At 36.7% G+C, this 14,158-nt stretch carries 13 protein-coding genes; 9 read left to right on the top strand and 4 right to left on the bottom strand.

The window, feature by feature from the left end; translation table 11 throughout:
• Window positions 1-626 precede the first annotated feature (626 nt).
• Window positions 627-1,229: a 30S ribosomal protein S4 gene (rpsD, locus tag AC1DOS_RS11865; protein ID WP_108585394.1), complete on the bottom strand. Its 603-nt coding sequence runs from the start codon at window positions 1,227-1,229 to the stop codon at window positions 627-629.
• 344 nt (window positions 1,230-1,573) lie between these two features.
• On the opposite strand from rpsD, the gene megL reads away from it, so the two are divergent.
• A complete protein-coding gene (gene megL, locus AC1DOS_RS11860) occupies window positions 1,574-2,785 on the top strand; it encodes a methionine gamma-lyase (protein WP_477537662.1) in 1,212 nt (403 codons plus the stop codon).
• 41 nt (window positions 2,786-2,826) lie between these two features.
• Here megL and AC1DOS_RS11855 read toward each other — a convergent pair whose 3' ends face one another.
• Both AC1DOS_RS11855 and hisJ read right to left on the bottom strand, forming a co-directional pair.
• Complete coding sequence (locus AC1DOS_RS11855; protein ID WP_477537661.1) at window positions 2,827-3,306, bottom strand: GAF domain-containing protein; 480 nt, start codon at window positions 3,304-3,306, stop codon at window positions 2,827-2,829.
• A 69-nt stretch (window positions 3,307-3,375) separates the two neighbouring features.
• Window positions 3,376-4,170: a histidinol-phosphatase HisJ gene (hisJ, locus tag AC1DOS_RS11850; RefSeq protein WP_477537660.1), complete on the bottom strand. Its 795-nt coding sequence runs from the start codon at window positions 4,168-4,170 to the stop codon at window positions 3,376-3,378.
• Window positions 4,171-4,316: 146 nt separating this feature from the next.
• On the opposite strand from hisJ, the gene ezrA reads away from it, so the two are divergent.
• The 6 genes from ezrA to rarD all read left to right on the top strand — a co-directional run bounded on the left by ezrA (window position 4,317) and on the right by rarD (window position 11,474).
• A complete protein-coding gene (gene ezrA / locus AC1DOS_RS11845; RefSeq protein WP_477537659.1) occupies window positions 4,317-6,017 on the top strand; it encodes a septation ring formation regulator EzrA in 1,701 nt (566 codons plus the stop codon).
• Window positions 6,018-6,081: 64 nt separating this feature from the next.
• Window positions 6,082-7,215 carry a cysteine desulfurase family protein gene (locus AC1DOS_RS11840; RefSeq protein WP_477537663.1) on the top strand — a complete coding sequence of 378 codons (1,134 nt, stop codon included), beginning with the start codon at window positions 6,082-6,084 and terminating at the stop codon, window positions 7,213-7,215.
• A gap of 6 nt (window positions 7,216-7,221) precedes the next feature.
• On the top strand, window positions 7,222-8,424 hold the full coding sequence (gene thiI, locus AC1DOS_RS11835; protein ID WP_477537658.1) for a tRNA uracil 4-sulfurtransferase ThiI: 1,203 nt from the start codon (window positions 7,222-7,224) through the stop codon (window positions 8,422-8,424).
• A gap of 86 nt (window positions 8,425-8,510) precedes the next feature.
• Window positions 8,511-8,714: an alpha/beta-type small acid-soluble spore protein gene (locus tag AC1DOS_RS11830; RefSeq protein ID WP_108585387.1), complete on the top strand. Its 204-nt coding sequence runs from the start codon at window positions 8,511-8,513 to the stop codon at window positions 8,712-8,714.
• 149 nt (window positions 8,715-8,863) lie between these two features.
• A complete protein-coding gene (gene mbcS / locus AC1DOS_RS11825; RefSeq protein WP_477537657.1) occupies window positions 8,864-10,435 on the top strand; it encodes an acyl-CoA synthetase MbcS in 1,572 nt (523 codons plus the stop codon).
• Window positions 10,436-10,559: 124 nt separating this feature from the next.
• Window positions 10,560-11,474: an EamA family transporter RarD gene (gene rarD / locus AC1DOS_RS11820; RefSeq protein ID WP_477537656.1), complete on the top strand. Its 915-nt coding sequence runs from the start codon at window positions 10,560-10,562 to the stop codon at window positions 11,472-11,474.
• A 430-nt stretch (window positions 11,475-11,904) separates the two neighbouring features.
• Here rarD and AC1DOS_RS11815 read toward each other — a convergent pair whose 3' ends face one another.
• On the bottom strand, window positions 11,905-12,705 hold the full coding sequence (locus AC1DOS_RS11815) for an NAD kinase (RefSeq protein ID WP_477537655.1): 801 nt from the start codon (window positions 12,703-12,705) through the stop codon (window positions 11,905-11,907).
• Window positions 12,706-12,812: 107 nt separating this feature from the next.
• Between AC1DOS_RS11815 and sppA the strand changes: the two genes are divergently transcribed.
• Window positions 12,813-13,826: a signal peptide peptidase SppA gene (gene sppA / locus AC1DOS_RS11810; RefSeq protein ID WP_477537654.1), complete on the top strand. Its 1,014-nt coding sequence runs from the start codon at window positions 12,813-12,815 to the stop codon at window positions 13,824-13,826.
• Window positions 13,827-13,839: 13 nt separating this feature from the next.
• Window positions 13,840-14,158, top strand: a 319-nt coding sequence (locus AC1DOS_RS11805) for an RDD family protein (RefSeq protein ID WP_477537653.1), incomplete at its 3' end; no start/stop codon positions are given.

Raw genomic sequence — 14,158 nt, 5'->3', positions numbered from 1 at the left:
GGCCACCGACCACTAATTATAGCTGGGGCGTGTATCCTTATTTATGAAGGCGTGGACATCGTTAAAATTTCGAATCGACTGAGACTGCAAATCCTAAAATCACGTTTGAATATTATGCCCATCTCTTACCAAACTCAGATAATGACGTAGCAGATATATTTTACAATGCGATTCAAGGCAGAGTTAATAATCTTTAATGAATTATAGGAACTTTGCAAAGGTATTTGAAGTGAGAAATCAATTTATAAAAAGTCTGTAAATCATTGATATATCAACGTTTACAGACTTTTTTTAAGTATGATCGCGATTGGCCTAGAACCAGCGACCTCCACCCCTGTCAAGGTAAAGGTCTTAGTCAGTCCTGTATCTTACCGTGGCTAAGTAAAGCCAAAAGAAAAATAGAAAACACTTAACAAAGAAAGCAACTTAAAGAAATGCTTTTTGAGAGTAGCTTTAACTTACATGCACATTCCTGTACATACGCCGCCATTAATATTTTTGATTAGCCCTAATAACCTGCTTATCTTTGCTTTATTTTACATTTTAGTAAAAAAGAAAAAGCCCTAAAATCTTGATTTAACAAGGATTCTAGGGCTTTTAATACTACACTTTGCAAAGTATAGCTATTAACGTGAGTAGTACTCAACGATTAATGATTCATTGATTTCAGCAGATAATTCGCTACGTTCTGGACGACGAATGAATGTACCAACTTTTTTGTCTGCATCGAAAGATAAGTATTCAGGAACAAAGTTGTTTACTTCCATAGACTCATTAACGATATCAAGGTTTTGAGATTTTTCACGAAGAGAAATTTCTTGACCTGCTTTTAGACGGTATGAAGGAATATCAACGCGTTTTCCATCAACCATAACGTGACCGTGGTTTACTAATTGACGAGCTCCACGACGAGTGCGTGAAAGACCTAAACGGTAAACGATGTTGTCAAGGCGAGTATCAAGAAGAATCATGAAGTTCTCACCAGATTTACCAGGCATTTTAGCCGCTTTATCGAAAAGTGTACGGAATTGACGTTCGTTTACACCATACATGTGACGAAGCTTTTGCTTCTCTTGTAATTGTAAACCGTATTCCGAGATTTTTTTACGTTGGTTAGGACCGTGTTGTCCTGGTGCGTAAGGGCGTTTTTCTAATTCTTTACCTGTACCGCTTAGTGATAGACCAAGACGACGAGATAATTTCCAAGCTGGACCTGTATAACGAGCCATGAGAGACTCCTCCTTTTAGTGGTTTTATTTTGTTGTAAAATAAGACCAGATGTATCAATCAAACTGTCATTTTATTTTCATGTACCTTCGCCCTCGCAGCCAAGGGTTACGAGATACCCCATCCAATAACCTTGGAGGAATAAAATGAAACGAATAAGACCATACAACTGCTGCTTTTATTTTACACATCCTCTATTGTATCTATTTAATAGTGTAGTGTCAAGATGAGACCTTGACAATTAAATGAAACGACTAGGGAAGTTGACCTTTTCAAAAATCTTGGAATCGAGTAAGATGGAAATGATAGGTATGAAAGCGTTTACATAAAATTAGGGGTGCTTATTATGAAAAATGAATTTATTCGAAAAGAAACAACTATTATTCACAAAGGGTATTCGTCTGAACATCATCATGATAGTTTATCCGTTCCTTTATATCAAACATCCACTTATACATTTTCCTCAGCTGAACAAGGGGAACGACGTTTTGCGGGAGAGGAATCTGGAAATATCTATTCACGTTTAGGGAATCCTACCGTTCGGATTTTAGAAGAAAGAATAGCAGAACTTGAAAATGGACAAAGTGCATTAGCGTTTGGGTCGGGGATGGCCGCAGTTAGTGCAGTACTTATTCATGTAACGAAAACAGGTGATCACATTCTTTGTTCGCGAGGAATTTACGGTTGTACATTTGGCTTACTCGAAATGATGGATGAAAAATATAATATTTCACATAGTTTTAGTGCCTTATCGACAGAACAAGAAATCGAAGCGTCAATACGACCGGAGACTGTCTGTGTATATATAGAAACACCAATAAATCCAACCATGGAACTTGTGGATTTAGAATTAGTTAATAAAGTTGCAAAAAAACATGGACTAAAAGTAATTGTTGATAATACATTCTCTTCTCCATACTTACAAAACCCACTTGATTTCGGCGCTGACTATGTGTTGCATAGTGCTACAAAATATATTAATGGTCATGGAGATGTCATTGCAGGATTATTAATAGGTAATGATGTGGATGATATGATGAATATTCGAATGACCGTTCAAAAAGACGTTGGAGGAATTATCTCACCATTTGATGCCTGGTTAATCATTAGAGGATTAAAAACACTTCACGTTAGAATGGATCGACACTCAGAAAATGCTCAACAATTGGTGTCGTTTTTACAATCAACATCAGTCGTATCTGAGATCCTCTATCCGTTTGATCCTTCACATCCGCAATATGAAATTGCCAAAAAACAAATGAAAGCTGGAGGTGGGCTCATTTCATTTAATATAAAAGGCGGCAAAAAAGCTGCACAGTTTTTTATGAATGAACTGCAACTAATTAAAATTGCTGTTAGTTTAGGGGATGCGGAAACGCTCATTCAGCATCCAGCTACGATGACACACTCCGTCATTCCAGAAGTCGAACGAGAAAAGATGGGAGTTAGCCACTCATTACTTCGACTGTCAGTAGGACTTGAGCACGTGGAAGACATTATGGCAGATTTAAAACAAGCATTTGCAAAAGTTGAAACACATTTTGCAATGACTAAATAAAACAAAAAAGGATGAAGTGGCTATCAAACCACTTCATCCTTTTAAATATGTTTCATTAATATAGAAACAAAATGTTCAAGACCTTGTTGATCTTCTTCTTGGAAACGATTCTTTTCAGGACTGTCGATATCAAGCACGCCGATAACCTCGCCATTTTTTAGTAAAGGTACGACGATTTCTGATTGTGAAGCAGCATCACATGCGATATGTCCAGGAAAAGCATGCACGTCAGGAACGATTATCGTTTCTTTTTTTGCAACAGTGGTTCCACAAACTCCTCTACCTATTGGAATTCTAATACAAGCAGGTAATCCTTGAAATGGTCCGAGGACAAGTTCATTACCATCCATCATATAAAAACCTACCCAGTTAATACGATCGAAGAATTGATTTAATAAGGCAGAAGCATTACTTAAATTAGCCATGACATTTTTCTCACCGGTTAATAATGCGTCCAGTTGTTTTGCTAACATTTCATATTGTTGTTGTGTATCTCCAGCATATGTTGATTGTTCAAACATGAAATCACCTCTTAATTATAATATTTGGAAATGGTGTTCTTTCGGGTTTTTACTTCTAGCTCGAAACATTTATTGAGTATATACGTCTTTATAAAATTGATGCAAGTCTTCTGCCCTGTGAGCGTCTGATCCAAAAACGAGTGGAATACCTAGGTCCTTTGCCAACTGAATGTATCGATGTGGGGGATAGGGTTCCAAACAAAACTGTTTGGCTAAGCCTGCACTATTTACATCCAGTTCAAATTCGTTATGTTTCATTAATTCTAATGTTTTCATAATCATTTCATGATCATCAACGATCACATTGTGGTGATGTTGAAATTTGTGAATTAATGTTGGGTGTCCAATTCGCTTTGGTTTGTATGGTCCAAGGTCACTAGAAATCGAATTTTGTACAGTCCTATAATACAGAGAATAAACGTTTTCAAGAGAGTCGAACTGTTGTACAAAAGAATTAAAAGACAGTGGTGAAAAATCAATACATGAATATTTTTTATCTTTTAGCAGGAAATGAACAGATAAAATAGAATCATCTAAGGTATGACCTATTTCATTTAATAATTGAGTAGTCTCTTTTTCAAAGCCTTCTATAAAGTCGACTTCTAATCCGATTTTAATTGAAATATCATTAGCATATTGTTTTTTTAGTTGTTGTAATTCTCCTATATATGGTTCGAGCATGTTTGGATTAAGGAAACTATCTCGAGTAGGAACAGTGTCAATAAATCCCTGAGGTGCTGGGGCGTGCTCTGTGAATGAGATATCCGTAAACCCATTCAAAATAGCTTTTTCTATGTATAATTCAAACGAGTCTTTTGTTCCGTGGGGACAAAATGGACTGTGAATGTGAGCATCTCGCTTCATTAAATGAATACCTCCCACGTATAAATGTCACTTTTTACATAAATTCGGCAAAATTCTTCTATTTTCGTCAACATATTCATTTGTTTCATGGTAAGATTACATATATAACTGGCATAGACCGTGATTTTTGGAACAGGGGGCTTACGATGAATTATATCATCATTGCAATCATCGTACTAATTGCATTACTTATTCTCTTATTTATGATGCGTCRCAAACATAATAACGAGATTGTTAGATTGGAACATGACAAACATCAAATTCAAAATAAGCCGATATTAGAAGAAATGACTAAAGTCAAACAACTTAATATGAATKGACAGACGGAAGATATGTTTGAAAACTGGCGTAATAGCTGGACTCAAGTTATGGATGTTCACATGCCGAAAATTGATTCACTATTATTCGATGCTGAGGAAAGCATAGATAGGTTCAACTTTAAACGTGCCACTTCATTGGAAAAAGAAATCGAAGAGCGGATTCAACAAAGTGATGAACAAATGTCACTAATCTTGGTGGAACTGGAACAATTGATTGGCAGCGAAGAAAAAAATCGTGTTGAAATGGACCAATTGAAAGAACAATATCGTGCAGCTCGAAAGACATTGCTCGCTCATCAACATTCATTTGGTGCAGCAGCTGTTCCACTTGAGAAAAAACTGGAACAATTCGGACCTCAATTTGATGAATACGACCGTCTGACAGAAAGCGGTAATTATTTGTTGGCACGTGAAATCGTTATTGGATTAAATCAAGAAGCTCAATTTGTTTTTAATTTATTACATGATATTCCTTCATTATTAACAGACGTGCAAAATAAGATTCCAGCTAGTATTCACGACCTTCGCAATGGACAACGTGAAATGGAAGCACACTCGTATTATTTAGAACATCTAGAATTAACGGAACAACTAAATAAGTTAGATGAAGAATTAATCATTATGAAGCAATCCATTATTCAACTCGATATTAAAGACGTTATGGTACGTGTCGAACAAATGAAAGATGAAATCGAAGCTTTCTATGACATGCTTGAAAAAGAAGTTATGGCTAAACGTTATGTTGATCAGTATCGTCAGCCTACTGAAATGAGATTGGCAGAAGTCACGAGTATTACTCGTCAAACAAGCGATGAAGCAGCTTATGTACAACAAAGTTATCGTTTACCTGAAAATCAAGCAGAAATTCCTCTTGTTTGTTTAAAGCAAATTGAAACTTTGCAAAAACGTTATGATTTAGTCGAACAACGTGCAAGTGAAGACCAATTAGCATATTCAAGCTTACAAGATGAACTAACACTTATTGCGGCTGACTTGGAGAACTTATACGAAGAACAGGATCGTTTTTCAAATAGTTTAAAGAGTTTACGTATCGATGAAAATCGAGCGCGTAAGAACTTAGATGAACTGAAGCAATTGCTCCATGAAACAGATCGAATGGTACATAAAGCGAATATGCCAGGTATACCTGAAGAAATGGATGTTCGCTTAGAAGAAGCAGAAGAACACATTTACTTAGTTATGCAGAGCCTTCAAGAAGTGCCATTGAATATGAAATTAGTGGATAGTTATTTAGCTAAAGCAGATAAGTGTATTCATGAAGTGCATGGAAAAGCGAAAGAAATGCTTGAGAACGTCTTATTGATTGAACGTATCATCCAATATGGTAACCGTTACCGAGCAAGTCATCCACGTATGAATCAGCGCTTGTTAGAAGCTGAAGCTGCATTCCGTCAACTTCGATACACAAAGGCTCTTGAAGAAGCAGCAACAGCTGTTGAAGAAGTTGAACCTGGTGCAATGAAGCGAATCGAAGTGCTTGTCAAAGAGGACGCATGGCGTTCATAATAAAGTCAGTTGAAACCACCACACAACACGTGTTGGTGGTTTTCTATTGAAAAGGAGTATAGCTGTGTATTATTTTGATCATAGTGCAACGACAAAACCACATAAAGAAGTTTTGGAAACATTTATTAGAGTGAATGAAGAATTTTATGCAAATCCTGCCTCGATTCATGAACTGGGAGTGGAAGCGAACACTCTTTTATCGCGGGCAAGAAAACAAGTTGCAGATATGCTCGGAACTGATGAAACAAGAGTTATTTTCACTTCAGGTGGAACCGAGTCTAATCACTTTGCCATTCAAGGAGTAGCTAAAAATTTAAATTCTCGTGGCAAACATATTATTACTTCAAGTATTGAACATCCGTCAGTTTTAGAAGCGATGAAGCAATTAGAGCGCCAAGGTTTTGAAGTGGAAATTTTACCTGTTAATGAAAAAGGGTTGATTTCAGTTGATGAAGTAAAAGCTTGTTTACGAAAAGATACGATTTTGGTCAGTATTATGCATATAAATAATGAACTTGGCAGCATACAACCAATAAAGGAATTAGCAAATATGATTCATCAATATAGCCGCGCAGTATTTCATGTAGATGCCATTCAAAGTTTCGGGAAATATCCTGTGTCATTTGATAAACTTGGTGTTGATGTTTTAACCTTGTCCGCACATAAATTCAATGGCTTAAAAGGATCAGGAATTGTTGCATGGAAAGGTCATGTATCCTTCGAACCAGTCATTGTTGGCGGTGGACAAGAGTTTGGATTACGAAGTGGCACGGTTCCAGTGGCACAAGCGGTGTCGTTTGCAAAAGCCATGAGACTTGCTTTTGAAAATCAATCTCATATGCTTTCAAAATATATACAATGGAACGAAAAACTAAGAAGTTCTTTCCGAGGATATCGAAATGTTCGAATACTTTCTGCTGATGAAGCAGCTGCTCATATTTTAACAATTAGTGTCCGTCACTTAAAAGGAGAAGTACTAGTAAATGCTTTGCAAGCTAAAGAAATCATCGTTTCAACTTCGAGTGCTTGTTCGTCAAAACAAACAAAAACTAGTCATGTTATTGAATCAATCGGATTACCAGATGACTATATCCGTGGAGTCATTCGCATAAGTTTAGGCACAAGTAATACGGATCAACAAATAGATTATTTTACCGAAAATTTTTCAACAATTATGAAGCAAGTTAAAGGAGAATAATTCAAAATGGAATGGAAAGAACTATTAATACGTTATGGTGAATTGTCTACAAAAGGAAGAAATCGCAATGCATTTACAGGTCGCTTACGGGATAATATCCGTTATGCTTTTGCTGATTTGCCAAAGTTTCAAATTATTACCGAGCGGGATCGGATGTTTATTCGACCAAATGAACAAGAAACGATGGATCAATTAATCGAGCGGTTGCCAAAAATTTTCGGCATTCAGTCTTTTAGCCCAGTTGCTTCATGTAGCTTGGATTTAGAAGATATTAAACAAACTGCAGTAAAAGTTGTAGAATCATTAGACCGTGTAGATAAAACATTTAAAGTTACGGTAAAGCGTTCTTATAAACCATTTGAGATGGAAACAAATGAATTACAACAATTTGTGGGCTCACATGTTTTGCGTAATTTCCCAGACATAAAAGTTCAAATGAAAAAACCAGATATTGATTTAGTAGTAGAAGTTAGAAGAGATGCTGTGTATATGATGGCTCAAGTTATTCCGGGTGCTGGAGGTTTACCGATTGGATCAAATGGTAAATCTATTCTTATGTTATCAGGTGGAATTGACAGTCCTGTTGCAGGGTACCAAATGTTAAAACGTGGTGTTCGTTTGGATGCTATTCATTTTTATAGTCCACCATATACGAGTGAACTTTCGAAAGAAAAAGTGATGGAATTAGCTGATAAATTAAGTCGATTTGGTGCATCCGTTAAACTTCATATCATTCCTTTTACAGCAATCCAACAAGAAATTCAAAAACAAATTCCAAGTAATGTATCAATGACGACTACTCGGAGAATGATGTTAAGAATTACAGATCTTGTTAGAGAAGAAACAGGAGCTTTAGCAATCATTACAGGTGAAAGTCTAGGACAAGTAGCTAGTCAAACATTAGAAAGCTTAACAGCTATTAATGCTGTTTCCACTACACCGGTTTTGCGTCCACTTATTGCATTTGATAAGCTAGACATTATTAAAATTGCTCAAGAAATTGATACTTACGAAGTATCAATCCGCCCATACGAAGATTGCTGCACGATATTTACACCTTCAAGTCCAAAAACAAAGCCGAAACTTGAAAAAGTTGAATTTTATGAGAGCTTCAAATCTTTTGATGACCTTATTGCAGAAGCTGTGAGCGAACGTGAAGTTATGATGTTCCCTAAAAAGAAACAAGATAAATTCTCTGGCTTACTATAATAGATTTACCATGAATTACTACTTCTTGTGAATGCATGAATTCGCCAATCCGGCACATTCTATATTCACAAGGAGGTGACACAGACATGGCAAATCAAAGTTCAAATCAACTAGCCGTTCCTGGCGTAAAACAAGCATTAGATCAAATGAAATATGAAATCGCATCAGAGTTTGGTGTACAGCTTGGACCAGATGCTACAGCGCGTGCTAACGGATCCGTTGGCGGAGAAATTACTAAGCGTCTAGTACAAATGGCAGAGCAACAATTAAATGGCGGTTACCAAAAATAATAAATTTTTCATAAACCGGTAGCGAAAGCTGCCGGTTTTATTATTGTAATAAAATGATTTATGTTATCTGAAAAAAATGTTTTTTTTGAAAAATCAGTATTATATATCGTATAATGAAGGAGGAGAAAAAACATCAAGGGGGAAACAAAATGAATCATGAACATTTAATCGCACCATTAACGTATAACTTGGTCGAAGAATTCGAAAAATATGCATCAGAAGAAAAACGTTTAGCGTTAATTTGGAAGAGCGAAAATGGTGATTCAAAAGAAATTACATACAAAGAATTAATGAGCCTAGCAAATCAAGCAGCCAATGTTTTTACTCAGAGTGGATTAATACAAGGTGATGTTGTTTTAATCATGGTGCCTCGTTTAATTGAAGCTTATGTGACCTATATTGGTGCACTTAAAGCAGGTCTTGTTGTAATTCCAAGCTCAGAAATGCTTAGAGCAAAAGATATTGATTACCGATTAGTACATAGTGAAGCAAAAGCAATCGTCGCATATGAGCCATTCATCAATCAATTTGAACAAGTGGAAAATTTGGATGGACTAACTCAATTCGTTATTGGTCAAGGAAGTAATGCATGGGTCTCATTAACATCTGAAATGACAAAAGCATCAACTGAATTTATTGCAGTTGAAACAAAAAATTCCGACATGGCATTTTTATCGTACACGAGTGGTACGACTGGAAATCCAAAAGGTGTCGTACACACTCATGGCTGGGCTTACGCACATTTAAGAACTTCAGCCGAACATTGGCTTGGTATTAATGAAGGAGACATCGTTTGGGCAACAGCTAGCCCAGGTTGGCAAAAGTGGATTTGGAGTCCTTTCCTCGCAACTCTTGGCAGTGGTGCCACTGGTTTTGTCTATCATGGCAAATTTGAACCAAAAGTCTATTTAAATTTACTTAATCAGTACAAAGTAAATGTATTATGTTGTACACCTACTGAGTATCGTATTATGGCAAAAGTAGAAGGATTATCGGATTATAATATATCATCCCTTCATAGCGCTGTGTCAGCAGGGGAACCTTTAAACCGTGAAGTTATTGATACCTTTAGAAGAGAGTTTGATTTAGAGGTCCGAGATGGTTATGGTCAAACGGAAAATACTTTATTAGTAGGAACGATGAAAGGTATGGAAGCGAGACCAGGTTCAATGGGAAAACCTACACCTGGAAACCAAGTAGAAATCATCAATGAATTCGGAGAGGTTAGTGCAACTGGAGAAGTGGGGGATATTGCAGTTCATATTGATACACCCGCTTTGTTTAAATCGTACTTAAAAGATCCAGAACGTACAAATATGCAATTTAGAGGAAAGTATTACATTACTGGTGATAAAGCTTCTCGAGACGCGGATGGCTACTTCTGGTTTGAAGGCCGTGGAGACGATATTATCATCAGTGCAGGATACACCATCGGACCGTTTGAAGTGGAAGACGCTTTAGTAAAACATCCTTCTGTAAAAGAGTGTGCTGTGATCGGAAGTCCAGATGAAATTCGTGGAAGTATTGTAAAAGCATACGTTGTTTTAATCGATTCAGCAAAAGCTTCAGATGAACTTGTTAAAGAACTCCAAGACCATGTTAAACAGTTAACAGCACCGTATAAGTACCCACGGGAAGTTACGTTTATTGAAGATTTACCAAAAACCGCTTCGGGTAAAATACGACGTATTGAGCTTCGTAATCAAGTACAAACGAAATAATGCCAATCAACTATTCTTAAAACCTTTCAAAAAGGTTTTTAAGAATAGTTTTTTTCGTTTACTTTCCCTCAATTGGGTTCTATAATGAGATATATTTCGAGAGTCAAACTAATGAGGTGAAAATGTGTTAGAAAACGAACGTCAAGGTGTCATTTGGGCTCTTGGAGCGTATGTAGTTTGGGGTGTTCTCCCAATCTATTGGAAATGGTTAGGTCACGTACCGAGTAGTGAAATAATAACAAGTCGTGTCATTTGGGCATTTGTGTTTACCATGCTTTTTGTCGTGATTATGAGGAATAGCAAACTGTTACTAGTAGATATTCGGACATTATGGCAAAATCAAAAAGCATTTTGGAGTCTGTTTTTTGCTTCAGCATTAATATCAGGCAACTGGTTTTTATACATTTGGGCTGTAAATAACAATCATTTAGTAGAAACAAGTTTAGGGTATTACATTAACCCGTTGATTTCTGTCATGCTTGGTATTTTCTTTTTAAAAGAACGTCTGACAAGTGCACAAAAGTTAGCTGTTGTGATTGCTTTAATTGGTGTCATTATTTTAACTATTTCGTATGGTCGGTTCCCATGGCTGGCTATGGCACTTGCTATTAGTTTTGCGATATATGGTCTAATGAAAAAAACCATTCCTCTAGATGCAGTTCGTGGTTTAGCAATCGAAACATTATTTATTCTTCCATTTGCGCTGATTTATTATATCTATCTATTTGTCTCGGACCAAGCTATCATGTTTCATAATAATCTTCAGACAGATATATTATTAGTATTTACGGGTGCTGCAACGGCCATTCCACTAGTTCTTTTTGCAAAAGGAGCGCAAAGAATGCCATTATACATGGTCGGATTTTTACAATATATTGCCCCAACATGTATGTTGTTTTTAGGTGTTATAATTTATGATGAAACTTTTAATGCAATTGACTTATTATCATTCTCTTTAATTTGGCTTGCACTCATCCTATTTACTGTTTCAAAAGTGATGGAAGCTAGAACAAGAAAACTCAAATTAGCGAAACTATAAAAAGCAGACGAGAGGAAGATTCTCGTCTGCTTTTCTTGTTTTAACTCCGTTGTTCTTTTAGGCTATGTTAAAGAATGCTGTTGCGCCTAGCATGCCGCAAGAGCGTGAAGAATGAGACCCACAAKTATRTGGTTTTCATACTTGTTGGCTCATGCGGAACGTGCGGCAAGCGCAAATGTGCGATAAGCAACAGTATGTTAAAAAAATCCTTTATAAAATTTCGGCTGATTCTTGCTTTCTTTATTGTTAGGCTTTCCTAAGAATGCTGTCGATAATGAATTAAAAACGAAAGAGTACATTTGCGCAAGCATGCCGCAAGAGCGTGAAGAATGAGTCCCGCAAGTATGTGATTTTCAAACTTAATGGCTCATGCGGACGTGCGGCTAGCGCAAAGGTACGTTAACAACAGTATAGTTAACAAAGCCTTCTTTTAAAGATACGTTCGTTTCACTTTTTCCCAAAACGAATTATTTTTTAATTTCACAGTTTTCACAACGCGATCGCTTAATTCAATATTCACAGAATCTACATGTTGAATACTTAATGATTCATTGTCCATGCCCATTGTTGGAAAGTCATTTCCGTTTTCTTGTAAGCGTAAGGTTAATTGGCGTTGACCACTTAATATGAATGAAGAGCCAAGTGTTCGGTATTTATTGCTGTTCACAGAAGCTAGTTCTGAAACTTGGAAACAAGGTAGCAATGGATCAACTACTGCCCCATCCACAGATTTATTATAAGCCGTACTTCCAGTAGGAGTCGCAATGATCATTCCATCTCCACGGAAAGTTTCAAACTGCAAACCATCTATTATCACATCGAGTACGAAGGTCTTAATAATGTTTGAGCGTATACTAAATTCATTCAAACAATAAAAAGGTGGATTGTCATCTACAATAACTTGTAAAATAGGATAACGACGTACTTCAATTTCCGAGTGTTGAACTGCATTAATCATTGTCTCCATCTCATGAAAATGGAAATCACAATACATACTGAGAGTACCTGTTGTAGAAATGCCTGCGTATAAACAGTCTTGACGGAACCCCGTTTTGCGAACGGCTTGAAGGAATGCACCATCTCCTCCTAAGCTAACAATAATGTTTGCATGTTTCGCATCGTCAACTGGAGTGAACCCATAGTTCGTGATCATTTTTGAAAGGAGCAATTTTTTCTGCATAGAGTCTTCATCATGTTTGGAATAAATAAAAATATGTGTGCGTTCGGACAATACTGTCACGACCTTTCATTACATGCTTGTGGCTATTTTAGCATGTTCTGAAACATTTTTGAATTGTTTACGTAATACGTTAAGAGTAGAAAAGGGGGAACGTTTAAATGAATACAAAACGTTGGATAGCTTTAGGTGCTGCTGCACTATTATTTGGTTTGTCTATTATTGTTAATATCGCATTTTTTGCGTTTAGTAATGATTGGACATCAAATTTTGAAGACATGTTAGCTGTAACCGAGAGTGATTATAGCGAAACAGTATTAGAAGTAGGAGATGTTTCAAAAAGAATAGCTGTGTTAACCGTGGATGGAGTGATTCAAGACACTGGTGGTGCTACTTCTCTTTTTGGTGCTCAAGGTTACGATCATCAATTTTTTATGAATCAATTAGAAATGATTAAAGAAGACAAAACAATTAAAGCGGTCGTTTTACAAGTGAATTCACCAGGTGGTGGAGTTGTAGAATCCGCACAAATTTACGATAAAATTAAAGAAGTTCAAGAAGAATCTAAAATTCCGTTTTATGTATCAATGGGAAGTATGGCTGCTTCAGGCGGATACTATATTGCGGCTCCTGCAAATAAAATCTTCCTAAATAAAGAAACTTTAACAGGCTCAATAGGCGTAATCATGGAAAGCGTAAACTACGGCAAGCTTGCTGAAAAATATGGCGTAGACTTCGTAACCATTAAAACTGGGCCATATAAAGACATTATGAGTCCAACGCGTGATATGACAAAAGATGAGCGAGCGATGTTGCAAGATATGATTAATGAATCGTATGAATCATTCGTAGATATTATTGAGCAAGGGCGTGGCATGACAGAGGCTGAAGTGAAAGCGGTAGCTGATGGGCGTATTATGAATGGACGTCAAGCAATCGAAGCAGGGCTTGCAGATGATTATGGTTACCTAGAAGATGTTATTAAAGCAGTCCGCAAAGACTTTAAATTAGAAGATGCTGAAGTGATGGAATATGGATACAACCAAGGATTGACTAGTCTGTTTTCAATGAAAGCACAGTCACTGTTTGGTGGAGATGTTGAAACACAATTGATTGGACGTTTACTTTCCGACTATAATGCACCCCGTATGATGTACTTATACGGTGAGAAGTGAGGAGGAACCTTAGATGACTGATCGACATGATTCATTTGAGCAAGAAACTAATGTAGAAACAGAAGTCCAAAGCGTTCCACAAAAGCCTACTTACACAAATAAAAAACGCGAGAGTTATTCTCATAAGCCTGCAGGATTTTGGGTACGTTTCTGGGCGTATTTAATGGATTTACTCGTCATTTCATCCATTTCTTCAATTATCATCTATCCACTATTTCGTATCTTTGGATGGGATGTACAAGGCACAACGTGGTATGCACCAATCGGCTTTTTAACAGGGGTCATTTTTTATGCTTATTTCGTTGTCATGACTAAATTCTTTAAACAAACAG

This window comes from Paenisporosarcina sp. P5_A11 (genome assembly GCF_056400705.1).
This window is presented reverse-complemented; position numbering and strand designations above follow the sequence as displayed.